General features: G+C 33.5%; 12 protein-coding genes. 7 read left to right on the forward strand and 5 right to left on the reverse strand.

The features are described 5' to 3' along the window. Positions 1-2,835, forward strand: a 2,835-nt coding sequence (locus ACODSB_RS01400) for a DUF8693 domain-containing protein (protein WP_488935732.1), incomplete at its 5' end; no start/stop codon positions are given. Between the two features lie 61 nt (positions 2,836-2,896). Here the strand turns inward: ACODSB_RS01400 and ACODSB_RS01405 are convergent. The 4 genes from ACODSB_RS01405 to ACODSB_RS01420 all read right to left on the reverse strand — a co-directional run bounded on the left by ACODSB_RS01405 (position 2,897) and on the right by ACODSB_RS01420 (position 7,025). Next, positions 2,897-3,763 carry a cupin-like domain-containing protein gene (locus ACODSB_RS01405; RefSeq protein WP_488935733.1) on the reverse strand — a complete coding sequence of 289 codons (867 nt, stop codon included), beginning with the start codon at positions 3,761-3,763 and terminating at the stop codon, positions 2,897-2,899. Between the two features lie 81 nt (positions 3,764-3,844). Continuing rightward, positions 3,845-4,933, reverse strand: a complete 1,089-nt coding sequence (gene bioB / locus ACODSB_RS01410) for a biotin synthase BioB (protein ID WP_053473456.1) — start codon at positions 4,931-4,933, stop codon at positions 3,845-3,847. 172 nt (positions 4,934-5,105) lie between these two features. Continuing rightward, positions 5,106-5,543 carry a hypothetical protein gene (locus ACODSB_RS01415; RefSeq protein WP_053473441.1) on the reverse strand — a complete coding sequence of 146 codons (438 nt, stop codon included), beginning with the start codon at positions 5,541-5,543 and terminating at the stop codon, positions 5,106-5,108. Between the two features lie 549 nt (positions 5,544-6,092). Continuing rightward, positions 6,093-7,025, reverse strand: a complete 933-nt coding sequence (locus tag ACODSB_RS01420; RefSeq protein ID WP_488935734.1) for a bifunctional riboflavin kinase/FAD synthetase — start codon at positions 7,023-7,025, stop codon at positions 6,093-6,095. Between the two features lie 198 nt (positions 7,026-7,223). Between ACODSB_RS01420 and ACODSB_RS01425 the strand changes: the two genes are divergently transcribed. Then, positions 7,224-9,893, forward strand: a complete 2,670-nt coding sequence (locus ACODSB_RS01425) for a zinc-dependent metalloprotease (protein WP_488935735.1) — start codon at positions 7,224-7,226, stop codon at positions 9,891-9,893. Between the two features lie 91 nt (positions 9,894-9,984). Here ACODSB_RS01425 and ACODSB_RS01430 read toward each other — a convergent pair whose 3' ends face one another. Next, the gene (locus tag ACODSB_RS01430) at positions 9,985-10,605 is read right to left on the reverse strand and encodes a ComF family protein (RefSeq protein ID WP_053473438.1); all 621 of its coding nucleotides are present in this window, start codon (positions 10,603-10,605) and stop codon (positions 9,985-9,987) included. Positions 10,606-10,766: 161 nt separating this feature from the next. On the opposite strand from ACODSB_RS01430, the gene ACODSB_RS01435 reads away from it, so the two are divergent. The 5 genes from ACODSB_RS01435 to ACODSB_RS01455 all read left to right on the forward strand — a co-directional run bounded on the left by ACODSB_RS01435 (position 10,767) and on the right by ACODSB_RS01455 (position 16,665). Beyond that, positions 10,767-12,308, forward strand: a complete 1,542-nt coding sequence (locus ACODSB_RS01435; protein ID WP_488935736.1) for a glycine--tRNA ligase — start codon at positions 10,767-10,769, stop codon at positions 12,306-12,308. 259 nt (positions 12,309-12,567) lie between these two features. Beyond that, the gene (locus ACODSB_RS01440) at positions 12,568-13,425 is read left to right on the forward strand and encodes a LytR/AlgR family response regulator transcription factor (protein WP_488935737.1); all 858 of its coding nucleotides are present in this window, start codon (positions 12,568-12,570) and stop codon (positions 13,423-13,425) included. Between the two features lie 178 nt (positions 13,426-13,603). Beyond that, complete coding sequence (locus ACODSB_RS01445) at positions 13,604-13,822, forward strand: hypothetical protein (protein WP_123924579.1); 219 nt, start codon at positions 13,604-13,606, stop codon at positions 13,820-13,822. A gap of 142 nt (positions 13,823-13,964) precedes the next feature. Then, positions 13,965-15,977, forward strand: a complete 2,013-nt coding sequence (locus tag ACODSB_RS01450) for an ATP-binding protein (RefSeq protein ID WP_256636355.1) — start codon at positions 13,965-13,967, stop codon at positions 15,975-15,977. Continuing rightward, entirely contained in the window at positions 15,967-16,665 is a 699-nt protein-coding gene (locus tag ACODSB_RS01455) for a response regulator (protein WP_488935738.1), read from the forward strand. Before ACODSB_RS01450 ends, ACODSB_RS01455 begins: the two co-directional genes overlap by 11 nt. The last annotated feature ends 46 nt before the right edge of the window (positions 16,666-16,711 follow it).

Consider the following 16,711-nt stretch of genomic DNA (forward strand, 5'->3'; position numbering starts at 1 on the left):
TTTACAACGCCAGTTACCGCAACAACAACTTATACTTTAGTTTCAGTAACAGGAGCAAATTCCTGTGTTAGAAGTTCTGGTTTTACAGCAGGTTCAACTACAATAACAGTAAATCCATTACCACAGGGAAGTTTAACGGCTAACGGTCCGTTTTGTGCAACTGGGGCGGGACAATTGACATTTACTGCTACTTCAGGAACTGGCCCATACACAGTTGTTTATAAAGAAAATGGTGGAGCAGATCGCACGGCTTCAGGAGTTGTAAGCGGAACTCCATTCGCCACTTTTACAACCCCAGTTATCACAACGACAACTTATACTTTAGTTTCAGTAACGGGTGCAAATACCTGTGCTAGAAATTCTGGTTTTACCGGAGGTTCAGCAGCAATAACAATTAATCCAATTCCAACACCAACATTTACAACGCAGCCCGCAGCTTCTGTTTGTGTAAATACAGATGTTACGTATACAACACAAACCGGACAATCAAATTATGTTTGGAATGTTCCGGGAGTTTTGAATACAGATTATATTATTACCTCAGGAGATTTATCTGCATCAAGTAATACCGTAACATTACAATGGCTTACCGCTGGAAGTAAAACAGTAACTGTTGGTTATTCTTCAATAGGATGTGCCTCAAATACAAGCGCAAGCAATACTACAACGGTAACAAAAACGGAACGTGGTGCAGTGCATGGAGGAAATCATATTTGTGCGGGAGATCCAAGTCCGTTATTAACTTTGACAGATTATACGGGAACAATTGTAAGATGGGAATATGCAGAAGCGATTCCATACGTTTGGCAGCCTTTTGCAAATACATCTAATACGTATCAGCCGGGAGTATTAACAACAAGTACCAGCTATAGAGCTGTGGTAAAAAACGGAACTTGCCCTGAAGAATTTGCAATAGAAACAAGAATTGATGTGGAACCAAAACCTTCTACACCAATATTGGCAATTATTACACAGCCAACTTGTGTTAATCCAAACGGAAGCGTATATCTGACTGGCTTATTGGCATCACCAAATTGGACAATTACACAAAACGGAACAGTTTCTCAAACCTATACTTCATCAGGAACTAGTTATACCATAACAAATCTGGCTCCCGGAAATTATACTTTTACAATACACGACATAAATATTTGTCCTTCTTTACCAACTATTAATTTGGAGATAAAAGCTCCGGTTACAAATATTTGGAATGGTACAAGTTGGTCAAAAGGAAGTCCGCCAATAGTTACAGATGCAGTTCGGTTTTCGGGCAATTATTCTACAACAGGTGATTTGAGCGGTTGTTCTTGTGTTGTTGATGCGGGTGCAAATGTTACCGTAAATTCTAATCATACTTTAACGATTACCAATTCAGTGAGCAACAACGGAGGTTTATTGACTTTTGAAAATAATGCCAGTTTAATGCAGGTTAATAATGTCGTAAATACGGGTAATATTATATATAAACGAAATACCACACCAGTTCGAAGATATGATTTTACGTATTGGTCTTCGCCAATTGTGCGTACACCGGCTTTTACATTACACGATTTGTCACCAAACACATTGTCAGATAAGTATTATAGTCATAATGCTATTAGTGGATGGATAATAAATTATAATGGAACGATGGAAATGAGTCCTGGATATGGTTATATTGTCAGAGCACCTCAAAATTTCGATATATCCGCCCCTTCAGTTTATGATTCATTTTTAGAAGGAGTTCCTAATAATGGTACAATTACAGTCCCTTTATTAGCTGCAGAGAAATCTCATTTGCTTGGCAATCCATATCCTTCGGCGATATATGCAGATCAATTTATTTTTGATAATGCGGCCAATTTGTATGGAACATTATATTTTTGGACTCATAACTCCGCACCAAGCAGCTCTGTTCCCGGTGATGCTCAATTTAATTATAATAGCGATGATTATGCTATTTATAATTTAACCGGAAGTACAAGTGTAGGCAGCCTGAGTGGACAAGGAGCAGGAACACCCGGAAATCAAAGTCCTCCATTAGGATATATAGCAGCTGGTCAGGCTTTTTTCGTAAAAGCAAAAACTACTGGAAACGCTGTTTTTACAAATTCAATGAGAATTCCCGGAAACAACAGCCAGTTTTTTAAAACAGCAGAAAGCAATAAAGAAACAATTGAAAAACACAGAGTCTGGCTTAATATGACAAATACTCAGGGGCTTTTTAAACAGTTGTTAGTAGGATATATAGAAGGAGCAACTGATACCTGGGACAATAATTATGATGGAGTTACCATAAACGGAAATATATATGTAGATTTTTACAGTATTAACGAAGGAAGAAAATTAACGGTTCAGGGTCGCGCTGTACCTTTTCAAGATACTGATGTTGTTCCTTTAGGGTACAGATCTGGAATTGAAGGTGAATTTTCAATAGCGATAGACCATGCAGATGGTGATTTAGCAAATCATGCTATTTATTTAGAAGATAAATGGAACAATACGACACATAATCTGCAAACAGGAAAATACACTTTTAATACATCAATAGGAACTTTTCTGGACCGCTTTGTTTTGAAATATGCTGCAGTAAATTTAGGAGTTGATGATTTTGAAAATCAGGAAAATAATCTTTTTGTTTCGGTTAAGAATAAAAACATTAAAGTAAATTCAACGAATGATTATATAAAAGAAATTTCCATTTTTGATATTTCAGGAAAATTGATTTACAACAATAAAAAGATTGAAAATACCGAATTACAGATTCCAAATCTGCAGTCAGGAGATCAGGTTTTGATTGTAAAAGTGACTTTGGAAAACGGAAAAACAACCACCAGAAAAATTACGTTTCATTAATTTATAAACTGAAATAAAAAGCCGGCTGTAAAATTAATTCTGCAGCCGGCTTTTATTTTTATTAAGCACTCTTCCGAAGGTTTTCATGCGTGTTTTGAATTGCTTTTTTATTTTTATAGTCAATCCATTTCTGTCCTTTAAATTTCCGCATCATAATATCAAAATGGCGCATAATCAAAACATTGTATGCAGCTTTAGATAAATTCAAGATGTTTTTAGGAAAAGCCCGCAGACTCATTGAAAATCCGGGAGTTAAATATTTCATATAATGCCAGTAACCTTCGGGCATATACAGCATTTCTCCATGTTTAAGATTAGTGATATATCCCTCAGCATTTTTAAGTGCAGGAAATTTTTCATAATCAGGATTATCAAAATCAATGTCTTCCCTCGAAATTAAAGCATGCGGAACCTTGTACATATACTTTGACTGATTTGGCGCAAAAATCATACATTGTTTTTCTCCATGAAAATGGAAATGCAAAATGTTCGAGTAATCAATATCGTAATGCATAAATACTCTTGCATTTTCGCCTCCAAAAAACAGCATTGGTAATTGCTTAACAAGTTTTAGTCCAATATCCGGCCATAAAAAATCATTTTTTAACCGTGGCACTTCTTTCATTAAGTTGTAAAGAAAAATGCGATAATTGGTAGGTTTTGATTCCAAAAGGTTAATGTAATCGCTCATTTTCATTGTCATATGAGCTTCATTAAAACCCTCTTCATGGTTTACAGGCCGATCATCGTATAAAGGAACCGTAATATCACCGGCAATATCATTAATATAAGATAATTTCCATTTTTGATAAGCGGGCCAGTCTTCCGTTAGTTCTTCAACAACAACCGGGATTTGTTTTTTTACATATTGGGAAATAAAATCTTCTTTAGAGATTTTTTTGACCCTTTCTATCTGTTTTAACTTCATTTTTATAAATAAAAAAATTGCTTATAACTCTGTGTCATAAGCAATTTAAAAAATTTTATTGAAGTTTTTTAACTCTTTTGCCTAAATTTTTGATTTGATCGAAGCTTCAACGTTTCTTTCAATTGTATGTCCGGGTCTTGACCATCTCGGTTTTTCTCCTAAAGAATTAAATTGAGAATCAGCAGCTTCTACTGTTTTTGGCTGAGAAACTTTTATAAAAGGCTTTTGCGGAACCAATCCTAACATTTCAAACATCTTCATATCTTCGCTAACATCCGGATTTGGAGTAGTTAATAATTTATCTCCGGCAAAAATCGAATTTGCTCCTGCAAAAAAGCACATTGCCTGACCTTCACGAGTCATGTTAGTTCTTCCGGCAGATAAACGAACCTGAGTTTCCGGCATTACAATTCTGGTTGTAGCAACCATACGAATCATTTCCCAGATTTCAACCGGTTTTTCTTCTTCCATCGGAGTTCCTTCAACAGCAACTAAAGCGTTAATAGGAACAGATTCCGGCTGCGGATTTAAAGTTGAAAGCGCAACAAGCATTCCGGCTCTGTCTTCAATACTTTCTCCCATTCCAATAATTCCACCGCTGCAAACCGTAACATTTGTTTTACGAACGTTTTCGATAGTTTGTAAACGGTCTTCAAAACCGCGGGTAGAAATTACATCTTTATAATATTCTTCAGAAGTATCTAAATTATGATTGTAAGCATATAAACCAGCTTCGGCTAAACGCTGCGCCTGATTTTCTGTAAGCATACCTAAAGTACAGCAGACTTCCATATCAAGTTTATTTATAGTACGAACCATTTCTAAAACCTGATCAAATTCTTCACCATCTTTTACATTTCTCCAGGCAGCTCCCATACAAACGCGGGAAGATCCGCTGGATTTAGCTCTTAAGGCCTGAGCTTTTACATGGCTCACCGTCATTAAGTCATTTCCTTCAACTCCGGTATTATACCTTGCAGCTTGTGGGCAATAACCACAATCTTCAGGACATCCGCCTGTTTTTATTGATAATAAAGTAGAAACCTGAACGACGTTTGGATCATGTTTTTGTCTGTGAATCGTTGCAGCTTCATAAAGCAAATCCATTAGTGGTTTATTATAGATTGCTATTATTTCGTCTTTTGTCCAATTGTGTTTTGTTATGCTCATGGATACAATTTTTTTTGAAGTTTTAAAAGTAATTAAATTGTAGTAACCAACAACACTGATTGTTGTAATTGAATATTTGGCAAGTCTTTTAAAAAAGAAGCGCTCAAAAATCATAAAATTATAGGTTTTTATGATTTTTGAGCGCTTAAATGGTTGTTTTTATTTTGAATAATTAATCGGCAGCATATTTATTGTTCCAGTATAACATCATCATTAAAGTAACAATTACCGATGAAGCGAGCCCTTCAAAAAGCAGACAAATACAATAAGTGGGTACAGAAGGATTTCCTCCAAACATAAAAGCTTCAGATAATGTTCCTACATAAGCATCTCCGCCTCGTGCATAGCTGTAAATTAATAATCCTAAAACACTTAGTGATACACCAACAACAGAAGTTGTCATAGCTGACACAGCATTTGATACAAAACCAGTTTCTCCCTCATGAAGATTCATTTGCATGGTTCTGTTTACGCCATAAAATATAAAAAACACATTGAGCGTACGCAGGTAAAACAAATCTGCCAGACCTAATAAATTCATCAATAAAAAATAAATGCCAATTCCGAGGAATATTAAAAAACCGTTTGTTATTTCTTTAGGTAATTTCATAGTGGTTATTTTTAAATAAGTTAATAGTAAATGTTTGGGAAACAGAGTCCTATATCAAATTTACTAAAAAAACAACTAAGATGATCTAAAATTGGTAAAATCTTATAGATCAAGAAATAACGTTTTAGAAGAATGTTTTTGTTGAAATGTGTGAAGTCCTTACAGGACATTAATGCGGGTGCGGTATTTTTTTTGCTACCGATATTTAACTCCTAACGGAGTATTTCTAGAGTTTATTATGATGGAAATCAGATGCGTAATATTTGCGGTTGATTTTTAATTCCTAACAAATCTATCTCGTAGAGATTTAATATCGGTAGAATACAATTTTCAAGTATTTATTTTGTCCCGTAGGGACTATATATTTTATTTGTTGAAGTTAATCAAAGAATCTCGAGTGAAGTCCTTACAGGACATTAATACAGGTGTGGTATTTTTTTGCTACCGATATTTAACTCCTAACGGAGTTTATCTCATAGAGATTTTATATTGGTAAAATATATTATAAACCATTCCATTTTGTCCCGTAGGGACTACATCTAAAAATAATTATTGAAGCTTACTCACAAAACCCAAAGAATCTTGTTTGTCCTGATTTAATTGAGCTTTCAATAAATCAATTGAACCAAATTTTTGTTCTCCGCGAAGATATTGTAATAATGAAACCTCAATTTTTTTTCCGTAAATATCAGCATCAAAATCAAAAAGGTTTACTTCGATAGTTTGTTTTTGTCCATTTACTGTTGGATTGAAACCGATATTCATCATTCCGAAAACTTCCAAATTATCAATCAAAGCCTTCACAACATAAACTCCATTTTTAGGGATTAATTTGTATTCCTCTTCAATTTGAATATTTGCTGTTGGAAAACCAATTGTTCTTCCTAACTGTTTTCCTTTTACAACTTCACCGCTCAAAAAATAGTCATAGCCTAAATATTCATTGGCTAATTCCATATTTCCTTCATCCAAAGCTTTTCTGATCTTGGTAGAACTAACAGAAACATCTTGTATTTCTTCTGCAGAAATTTGTTCCACTTCAAAACCATATTCGGCACCAAAAGCAATTAAATTATCAATATTGGCCGTTCTGTTTCTTCCAAAACGATGATCGTGGCCAATAATTATTTTTTGAATATGAAACTGATCAACTAAAATAGTGCTCACAAATTCTTTGGCAGTTAATCTTGAGAAACTTTCGTTAAACGGATGAATAACTAAATTTTCAATTCCGGTTGCTTCTAAAAGTTTTGTTTTTTCAGCAATAGTATTCAGCAATTTTATTTCTGATTTTTCTTGTAAAACCATTCTCGGATGCGGAAAAAATGTAAGTACTAAACTTTCGTATTTTCCATTTTCCGTGTTTTGAGTAATTCTTTCCAGAATTTTTTTATGACCAATATGTACGCCATCAAAAGTACCAAGAGTTAAAATTGTTTTCTTGGTCGAATGGAAATCGTTTATAGAATGAAAGAGCTTCAAAACAAATTATTTAAGATGCTGCAAATTTATACTATCTATTTTAAATTTTGTACTAAGGGCAATTGATTTTTTAGGAATATTATACTTCTTTTGTCGAAAAATTTACTGATTCGTCGACTAAAAAACGTTAAATGTCGTTTAGATGTAAGAATTTGATTTAATTCGACTAAATTTGATTTCATAAAAATATCACTAAGCATGAAGAAACAATTACTTTATTTTCTGATTATCTTTTCATTTGTACAACTTCATGCCCAAAATGACGACCTGTGGCAAAAGGTTAATTCGGTTTCAGTCTCTGGAAAAAAAGCTTCAGTAACTGATTCTGATAAACTGTATTATAAATTAAATACAGAATTCTTAACGGTAAAATTGGACAAAACAACTCAAAAATCTTCGTTAAGTTCAAATGCCGAAATTACGATTCCAAATGCAAAAGGAGTTTTAGAAAGATTTCAGGTTTGGGAATCTTCAAATTTTGATCCTGAGCTACAGGCAAAATATCCAGAAATTAAAGCTTATGAAGGAAGTGGTTTAGACGATAAATCGGCAAAAATACATTTTAGTCTTTCGCCTAGAGGACTTCAAACAATGCTTTTTAGAGCTGATAAAGCGACTGAGTTTATAGAGCAAAACCCAGATAACAAGGCAGAATATGTTTTGTTTTCTTCAAAAGATGCAGCTTCAAAAGCAAAATTAGTATGTAAAACTATAGATGCCGTTATAAATAATAAAGAAGGAAAAACTGCAAAAACAACATCTAATAATAAAGTTTTTAAAACACTTCGTTTAGCATTATCCTGTACAGCAGAATATACAGCGTATTTTGGTGGAACAAAAGCCGGAGCTTTAGCAGGAATGAACGCAACACTAACAAGAGTCAACGGCATTTTAAACAAAGATTTAGCATTAAAACTGGTTTTGATTGCCAATAATGATGCTGTAATTTATACCAATGTTGCGACACAGCCTTATTCTAAAGCTTCAGATGGTGCAGATGGCGCATGGAATCAGGAAGTTCAAACAACGTTGACAAATGTTATAGGAAATAGTAATTATGATATTGGACATTTATTCGGAGCTTCTGGCGGAGGAGGTAATGCCGGCTGCATAGGTTGTATTTGTTCAAATCCAACAACAGGTGATCCTTTAGCAAAAGGAAGTGCTTTCACGTCTCCTTCAGACGGAAAACCTGAAGGCGATACTTTTGATATTGATTTTGTGATACATGAATTTGGACATCAACTGGGAGCAAATCATACTTTTTCATACGATTCAGGGGAAAGAACATCAGTGAATGTTGAGCCGGGAAGTGGTTCTACAATAATGGGATATGCCGGAGTTACGGGTGATTATGATATTCAAAATAATTCTGATGACTATTTTGCATATGCAAGTATTTTACAGATTCAGAATACGCTTGCTGGAAAAAGCTGTCCGGTTAGCACCAATTTAACCAATAATCCGCCTGTAATTATTGCAGGAAGTAATTATACGATTCCAATTGGTACACCATTTATTTTAAAAGGAACTGGTTCAGATCCAGAAGGGGATATTATCACGTACACTTGGGAAGAATATGATAATGCTACTACAACATCTGAAGCAAACAGTATTGCATATCCAACAAAACCAGACGGGCCTTTGTTCAGATCATTTGCTCCAACAACTTCTCCTGTTCGTTATTTTCCAAGTTATGATTCCGTATTACAAAATAAATTGACCACAACCTGGGAGTCTGTTTCGTCTATCGCCAGAACATTAAATTTTACTTTAACAGGAAGGGACAATGCAGCTTTAGGTACAGCGCAGACCAATACAAGTGCAATGTTTGTTAATGTGGTTTCAACAGCCGGACCTTTTGCAGTAACATCGCATAATGGCGATAATGTAAGCTGGCAGCAAGGCTCAAGTCAAACCATTAGTTGGAGCGTTAACAATACGAATAATCTGCAGGGATCTTCTTTAGTAAATATCAAACTTTCTACAGACGGCGGTTTAACTTTTCCAACCACTTTAGCAGCTAATACACCAAATGATGGTTCAGAAGTTATTGCTCTGTCTGCTAGTATTCCTTCCTCAACAAATTGCAGACTTCTTATTGAACCAACGGCAAATATCTATTATACTTTAAACAGTAAACCATTTGCTATTGGGTATACAACAACAACAAGCTGTAATACCTATAGTTTTGAAAGTCCTTTTAATATTCTGGCTTCAACAAGTTATACAACAAAATCAGTTAGTGTTCCAAGTGCAACAGGAACAATTTCAGATGTAAATGTTTTGGTAAACGTTACACACGAACGATTATCAGATCTTGAAATCCAAATCGTGAGTCCGCAGGGAACAACAGTTCGTTTGTTTAATAAATCATGTCCAAGTTTAAACTCAACATTGATTCTTAATTTTGATGATACAGGAAATGCTTTAGATTGCAGCAAAATAACAGAACAAATTGTTATTCCGGTTAATGAATTGAGTGCTTTTAATGGGCAGACACAACAGGGAACATGGACATTTAGAGTTCGTGACGCTGTTTCGGGAATGTTTGGAACAATAAATTCAGCATCAGTCAACATCTGTACCAAAACATTTACTTTAGGAACAGACGATTTTGAAACTCTTGATTTTGCACTTTATCCAAATCCAAATAAAGGAAGTTTTACAGTCCAATTTGCAAGTGAATCAAATAATGTTCAGGTTTTTGTACACGATATTTTAGGAAAAAGTGTTTACACCCAAACCTTCGCAGCATCTGGAGATTTTAATCAAAACATTCAGCTTCCAAATGTTTCAGCAGGAATTTATTTAGTAACCGTTATTGATGGAAACAGAAGAACAGTTAAGAAAATAATTGTCAATTAAAATTATTAAATTCCAATAAAAAGAAATTCCAAATTCCAAAGGACAAGACAAGTTTTGGAATTTGGAATTTCTTTTTATTGGAATTTCCCGTTTAAGAGTTCGCCATCGCCATACAAACAATACTGATTTTTGTTCCCGGAATTTTTAATAATGCCCTTGAACAAGCTTCGAGTGTTGCTCCGGTTGTAAGTACATCATCAACAATTAAAAAATGTTTATTATGATTTTCTTCGGTTGAAATTGCATCAAAGATATTTTCGATGTTTTCAGATCTTCCCAAGAGATTCTTTTTTGATTGTGTTTTAGAATATTTCTTTCGATATAAAATCGAGCCGTTATACGGAATTTTCAAACCTTCGGCTAAAGCCTTTCCAAAAGTGGTAACCTGATTGTAACCGCGCTCCTTAAATTTTCGCGGATGCAAGGGAACGGGAATTACTGCATCAAATGGCGTATCAAGTTTCAGTTCTTTTAAATCCTCTACATACCAATTTCCTAAAACGGTTCCAATTTCTTCGTGGCCTTTATATTTCAGGTTATGAATAAGTTCCTGAACAATTCCTTTTTTAATGAAATAAATAAAGGCAGAAACGTGTTCGGTTTCTATTTTACCATAAAACTTTTTGACAGCTTCATTATTTGAATCTAAATAATATTGAGTTAGAGGTAGTTCATGACGGCAATTCGTACATAAAACAGTTTCGTTTGTCATTAAAACGGCACGACAGCCAGAGCAAACTTTAGGGAAAAAGAGATCAATTATAAAATTAAACACAAATAGAAAGAATTTAGTTACAAAACTAACCAAATTTAAACTTCAATCTTTTTTATTTTTCTTTTTTTTATAAGTACTTTTTATATTTTTGCATTACTATGGCAAAACAAGAAGATTTATTTAAGAATGTGGTTTCGCACGCAAAAGAGTACGGATTTATTTTTCCGTCAAGCGAAGTTTACGATGGATTGAGTGCAGTATATGATTATGCACAAAATGGCGTCGAATTAAAAAAGAATATCCGTGAATATTGGTGGAAATCAATGGTTCAGATGAATGAAAATATTGTGGGCCTTGATGCTGCAATATTAATGCATCCAACAACCTGGAAAGCTTCAGGCCACGTTGATGCCTTCAATGATCCGTTAATTGATAATAAAGATTCTAAAAAAAGATATAGAGCTGACGTTTTAGTGGAAGATTTTGCTGAAAAAATTCACCAAAAAGCGCAAAAAGAAATTGACAAAGCAAAAGCTCGTTTTGGTGATGCATTCAACGAACAGGAATTTGTAACTACAAATGCCAGAGTAGTTGAATATTTAGCAAAAGAAAAAGAAATTAGAGAGCGTTTAGGACGTTCTTTAGGAAATGGAGATCTTGAAGATGTAAAAGCTTTAATCGAAGAGCTTGAAATTGCTGATCCTGAAACTGGTTCAAGAAACTGGACAGACGTTAAGCAATTCAATTTAATGTTCGGAACTAAACTTGGAGCTTCTGCAGAGTCTGCAATGGATTTATATTTACGTCCGGAAACAGCGCAGGGTATTTTTGTGAACTTTTTAAATGTTCAGAAATCAGGTCGTATGAAAGTTCCGTTTGGAATTGCTCAAACAGGTAAAGCTTTTAGAAATGAAATCGTGGCAAGACAATTCATTTTCCGTATGCGTGAATTCGAACAAATGGAAATGCAGTTTTTTGTACGTCCGGGAGAAGAAATGCAATGGTACGAACATTGGAAACAAACTCGTTTAAACTGGCATTTATCTTTAGGATTAGGGAAAGAGAATTACCGTTTTCACGATCACGAAAAATTAGCGCATTACGCAAATGCAGCTGCAGATATTGAGTTTAATTTCCCTTTTGGTTTCAAAGAACTTGAAGGTATTCACTCTCGTACCGATTTTGACTTAAAAGCACACGAACAATATTCAGGAAGAAAACTGCAATATTTTGATCCTGAACTAAACGAAAACTACGTGCCATACGTAGTAGAAACGTCTGTAGGTCTTGATCGTATGTTTTTAGCAGTTTTTGCAACATCGTTGCAAGAAGAAACTTTAGAAGATGGATCTGAAAGAACAGTACTAAAATTACCAGCAGTTTTAGCGCCAACAAAGGCAGCAGTATTACCATTAATTAAGAGAGATGGTTTACCGGAAGTTTCTAAAAAAATCATCGAAGATTTAAAATGGGATTTCAATGTGGCGTATGATGAGAAAGATGCAGTAGGCCGTCGTTACAGAAGACAAGATGCATTAGGAACACCATTTTGTATTACAGTAGATCATCAAACTCTTGAAGACGAAACAGTAACAATTCGTCATAGAGATACAATGAAACAAGATCGCGTTAAGATATCTGAATTAAGAGGTATTATTGAAAACGAAGTTTCGATGAAAAACTGGTTGATGAAAATGTAATTTTTTAATTAACATGATATAAATATCCCAAATTCCTCTGTGGAGTTTGGGATTTTTTTAATTTTAAATCCTGCGTTTCGACGAGTTTTTTAGCATTTCATCTTTATGTATTAACATAATCGATTAATCTATCAACAATAGAATGTTTGGATAATTGAAATGCTTAAATTTAATTGGGCATTTTCTATACCTCAAAACATTTTTTTTAAGCATTGAGGAAACGCTGTCAGGAAGTTATGAAAATCAATAAAAGTTAAAGTTGAAGAAGTATTCGTATATTATTGTTGACAATGACGCTGAAAGTGTTTTGAAAACCAGAATCGTTGCAGAAGGTTTTTCAGAATTAACTTTTATTGCTTCAGCTACGAATTACCGTCAGGGACTTAATTTGGTTTTAGAACATCGTCCTTCCTTTGTGTTTTTAGAAATTGATCCCCAAGATTCACTAAGTCATTTATCACTTTCATTTATTGGCGAATTATACCGGTATTTATCAATTATCCCAAAAATCATTGTAACCACAACTAAAAAAGATTTGGCTTTTGAAGCCATTCAATACAACGTTTTTGATTACATTATAAAACCTTTAACCCATATAGATTTACTAAAAACGCTTTTAAAGTTCGAAAAGATGTTTTTAGAGCCCAAAGAAACGCGATCTATAGAAACCAAACCAGATATTAATATTGCCAATGAAATGCCTGTTTTAAAGACAGAAAACATTCCTGCAGTAATTCCAGATCAAAACACAAATCAAGAGTTTTATAAACCACTTGTAATCTGCATTAAATCATACGGTGATCATCGTTACATAAATGCAGATGATATTTGTTATTTTCAAGCCGATAATAATTCAACCGATATCTATTTAAATTCGGGTGATATGGTAACTGCTTTCAAAACGCTGAAACATTTTGAACAGGTGTTAACCTATCCGTTTATTCGAATTCACAACAGTTATATTATTAATCGCAACTACATTGCAAGAATTCATAACGGAAACTCAGTTTGTTATATAAAAAACTCCACGAAAAAGATTCCTTTTTCAAAAACCTACAAAGCAAACGTCGATTTAATTATTGCTGATTTCTCAAAAGGTAATTATCTAGAGATCTAGTAATTAGCTGGTTACATAAATTTGGTATCCATTGACTATCAATTGGGTACGTTCTACCACGAAGCTATTTTTTCATATAGATTTTTTTGGGTTATGGTGTTAGTTTTACACCATGATTCGCTCACAAAAGCAATCAAAAACCCCAAATACAAAAATCAAATTAAACACATTAAGAGTTATGAAAAAGACAGCTTTAACATTCGGATTATTTTCTTTAGTAGCAGTAGCAACTTCATTTGCAAACCCAAATATCGTTTCAAATGAAAAATTAAGAATACCAACAATTGACGGAGGAGCAACAGGAGGTCAAAAGAAACAAGATTTTCATGCAGTAAACAAACAACTAGGTTTTTCGAGTGTTAATCAATCTATCGGAACAGATAAAAAAGTAGACTAACTACATTTTAAATAAGCATTGAGGCTGCCAATTTTTTTGGCAGCTTTTTTTTTGTGTGAATAGTTTTAGTATTTTTGATGAAAACACAAAATCGCAATTGAAAAAAAATTGTAAAATACTATTACTTCTATTCTTTGTTTTTATGGCTTGTAACCAGAAAAAAGAATTAGATAAAAATACAATTTCTTTAGTAGATAGCCTTTCTACCTATCTTTCATTAGCAAATGAAAATAATCTTCCTTTAGATATTAAACAGAATTACAATCAAAGAGCGTTACATATAATTTTAAATCAAAAAGATGATTCGCTTAATAAAGTAAATCTGTTTAAAGTTGCTAATCGTTACTACAATATGAGCGATTGGAAAGATTATTTAAAGATCACCAAACTGATTTTAGACCGAACACAAAAGTCTAAAGATTCATTGCATATGGCAAAAGCCTATACTTATCTGGGAGATTATTATGCATCACAATCTGTTTCAGACAGTGCTTTTATGCATTATTTTAAAGCAGAAAAACTTTATCTAAAATTGAATGACCAGTATAATCTGGCAAAAACATTTTTAAATAAAGCAAGCCTGCAATATAACGAAGGTGATTTTTTTGAAAGCGAAATTGCCGTTTTTAAAGCTTTGGGCAGTTTAAAGAAACTGCAGAAAGCCAATGACCTTTATTATGAAAGCTATAATTTGCTGGGCATATTATACAATGAAAGAGAAGAATATTCAAAAGCCTTGGAGTTTCAAAATAAAGCCTTAAAAACTTTAGAAGACAAATCAATATCCTCCATATTTCAGTATAAAGCCGCTTCATTAAATAATGTAGGTTTTATATATCTGAAAATGGGGAACTACAAACAGGCAAAAGTTTTTTTTGAAAGAGGTTTAAAAGAAGATAAACTATTTGAAGACAGAGCAAGTTTATATGCAATTTTGCTTGATAATCTGGGTTATGCTAAATTCAAACTAAAAGAATCAAATAAATTACCTGATTTGTTTTATGAATCTTTAAAAATCCGGGACAGTCTTGGACTAACATCCGGAGTAGTTTCGAGTAAAATACATTTGTCAGAGTATTTTGCTTTTAAAAAAGATACTTTTAAAGCATTGCAATTATCCAAACAAGCCTTAACATTATCACGAACAAACAGTAAATTAATAAACACTTTAGAAGCGCTTAAACAAACAGCTATTGTTGATCCTAAAAATGCCTCTAAATATTCTAAAGAATATATTCAGCTTAATGATAAAATGCTGAAAGCAGAACGCAAGATGGGAGAAAAATTCTCCCGTATAGAATACGAAACGAATGAAATAAAAGATCAGAACTCAAGTTTGCAGGAGAAGAATAAAACGCTGGTTTATGTTTTTAGTATTTGTACTTTAATAGGTTTGTTTTTTTATGTTTACAAAACACAGCAGGCAAAAAACCGGGAATTACTTTTTAAACAACAGCAGCAAATTGCAAATGAAGATGTTTATAATCTAATGATTTCGCAACAAAATGAAATTGAATCGACCCGAATAAGAGAAAAGAAAAAAGTAGCACAGGAATTACACGACGGCGTTTTAGGCCGAATGTTTGGTATTCGAATAAGCTTGGATAGTTTAGATAAAATGGATGAAGAACAAGCGGCCGCGAAACGAAAAAAATATTTGGCAGAGCTAAAACATATTGAAGAAGATATTAGGGAAATTTCGCATGACCTAAATAGAGAAAAATCTGAATTAATAAATAACTTTGTCGTAATATTAAAAAAGCTATTTGAAAATCAAAAGAATACATATCCATCAAAACTGGTAACATCTTTTGATTCCCATATAAAATGGGAGCTTGTAAACAATATGGTTAAAATCAATTTATACCGAATTGTTCAGGAAGCACTTCAAAATTGCAATAAATACGCAAAAGCAGATACAATTAAGGTGGAGTTTAAAAGCGAAATTGACCATCTGGTTTTGTCGATAATGGATAACGGAGTTGGATTCAACACCAAACGAACCAAAAATGGAATTGGATTGCATAATATTGAATATCGAGCTGCAGAATGTAAAGGCACCGTTGCCATAAAATCTGCTAAAGGAGAAGGAACACTCTTAGTTGTAAAAATTCCAATTGATCAAAAAATAAACCTACAGACAAATGACACTTAATTTCAAAGCCCCAAATTCGGAATTAATTCAGCCTAACATTTTAATTGTTGATGATCACCCTTTTATCATCGAAGGATATAAAAATGCAATAACACGGTATAACCCAAAAGAATATGAATTTATAATTGCGCAGGCACACGATTGTAAATCGGCTTATGAATTATTGGAAGACGAAAATACTCCGCAGTTTGAAATCGCTTTTTTAGACATCAGTATGCCGGCTTATGAAGAAAAAAACCTTTTTTCTGGGGAAGACCTGGCAAAATTGATTTTAAAGAAAATGCCGTACTGCAAAATTGTTTTATTGACAATGTACACAGAACTCCTCAAAATCAAAACAATCATAAGAACAATTAACCCAAACGGATTAATTATTAAAAACGATCTGACTTTTGATGAATTGCTTTTTGCATTTGATAAAGTAATGAAAAGCGAAAAATATTACAGTCAGTCTGTCGTAAAAATGCTCAATCAATCACCGCACAATTCAATAGAAATTGATGAGTTTGATAAACAGATTTTATTTCATTTATCAAAAGGAACCGAAGTTGAGGAAATGCCGCAATACATTCCTATTTCGATAACCGAAATCGAAAAACGCAGAACAAGCCTTAAAGAACTCCTTAAAATACGATCCGGCTCTGATGATGATTTAGTAAAAGAAGCAAAAAGCAAAGGGCTTTTTTAGAATGAAATTCCAAATTCCAAAACTGATAATCATGTTGGAATTTGGA

Source organism: Flavobacterium sp. FG68 (assembly GCF_057808895.1).

Coding starts and splice junctions, on each gene's coding strand:
- ACODSB_RS01430 (WP_053473438.1), bottom strand. CDS start 10,605: ATGACAAACGAAACTGTTTTATGTACGAATTGCCGTCATGAACTACCT.
- ACODSB_RS01445 (WP_123924579.1), top strand. CDS start 13,604: ATGAAAAAGACAGCTTTAACATTCGGATTATTTTCTTTAGTAGCAGTA.
- ACODSB_RS01425 (WP_488935735.1), top strand. CDS start 7,224: ATGAAGAAACAATTACTTTATTTTCTGATTATCTTTTCATTTGTACAA.
- ACODSB_RS01455 (WP_488935738.1), top strand. CDS start 15,967: ATGACACTTAATTTCAAAGCCCCAAATTCGGAATTAATTCAGCCTAAC.
- ACODSB_RS01435 (WP_488935736.1), top strand. CDS start 10,767: ATGGCAAAACAAGAAGATTTATTTAAGAATGTGGTTTCGCACGCAAAA.
- ACODSB_RS01450 (WP_256636355.1), top strand. CDS start 13,965: ATGGCTTGTAACCAGAAAAAAGAATTAGATAAAAATACAATTTCTTTA.
- ACODSB_RS01415 (WP_053473441.1), bottom strand. CDS start 5,543: ATGAAATTACCTAAAGAAATAACAAACGGTTTTTTAATATTCCTCGGA.
- bioB (WP_053473456.1), bottom strand. CDS start 4,933: ATGAGCATAACAAAACACAATTGGACAAAAGACGAAATAATAGCAATC.
- ACODSB_RS01405 (WP_488935733.1), bottom strand. CDS start 3,763: ATGAAGTTAAAACAGATAGAAAGGGTCAAAAAAATCTCTAAAGAAGAT.